Below are 1,126 nucleotides of genomic sequence, written 5' to 3' on the forward strand. Positions count from 1 at the left end.
TGCGCTGACTTGGGTGATAAACGTCGAACCAAAAGGCTGGTACAGGTAGCAGGTGACCTGTCTGCAAATACCGGCTCCTCTTTGGCAGCCTCTTGCAGTGGCAACCTTGCTGCTATTGAAGGTGCTTATCGTCTCATCGAAAATGAAGCAGTAGAACCTGATGCCATCGCTGAGGCCGGATTTCAGGCGACAGTGATCGCTGCAAACAACTCACGACTCATACTGGCCATTGAGGACAGCACCACGCTCAGTTACAAACACTCTGCCAGATCAGAGTTGGGTGATATCGGCGGGCCGAAAAACAGTATATCCAAAGGTCTCTGGGCGCACTCAGTCATGTTACTGGATGCGGACTCTGAGAGAACCATTGGATTGATCGATCAACAACGCTGGATAAGAAACGACGAGGAAAGAGGCAAAAAACATCAGCGCAAGCAACGTCCATACGAAGAAAAAGAAAGTTTTAAATGGCAGAGGTCTGCAGAGAATATTGAACACAGGTTGGGTGATCAGATAGCGAAGGTTATCAGTGTCTGCGACCGGGAGGCAGATATTTATGAATACATCCAGCACCGGCTTACTAATGCCAGACGATTTGTTGTCAGGGCAACACAGAACCGCATATTGATTGACGATGACCGGCTACTGTTTGATGCTCTGGCTGAAGAGTCCGTCATCGGCAGTTATACGGTTAATGTTCCTCAGCGCGGTGGAAGAAAAGCACGCGAGGCAACACTACAGGTAAAGGAAAAGACAGTAACCATTCAATCACCGCAAAGACCCGGTGGTCGAATGGCTCCAATAACGGTCAATATCCTTATGGCTGAAGAAGTGGAGAAATAAAAGGGAAATAAAGGAGGGAAATAAAGGACACCCAAAAATTTGACGGGAAATAAACGGAAATAAAGGACACCCAAAAATTTGACTAATCGGCCACACTGTCTATTTTTCTTCTGGAGCCTCTTAAGGGCATTAAGGAAATCTACCCAGTAACCAAAAGACATGACGACCGCCCGAAAAAACCTCATAGATCCAGCCAGTACGCCCTACTACCACTGCATGGCACGCTGTGTTCGCAGGGCCTTCCTATGCGGCAAAGACAATTTCTCAGGCAAAAACTTTGAGC

The 1,126-nt window shown here is 47.6% G+C and carries 1 protein-coding gene and 1 pseudogene; both read left to right on the forward strand.

The features are described from left to right. On the forward strand, positions 1-843 hold an 843-nt coding region (locus J7439_RS25545; protein WP_209204872.1), incomplete at its 5' end, for an IS4 family transposase. A gap of 159 nt (positions 844-1,002) precedes the next feature. Then, positions 1,003-1,126, forward strand: a pseudogene (locus tag J7439_RS27420) (transposase); the annotation flags it as partial.

It is taken from the genome of Salinisphaera sp. G21_0 (assembly GCF_017744115.1).
Lineage (GTDB): Bacteria > Pseudomonadota > Gammaproteobacteria > Pseudomonadales > Endozoicomonadaceae > Endozoicomonas.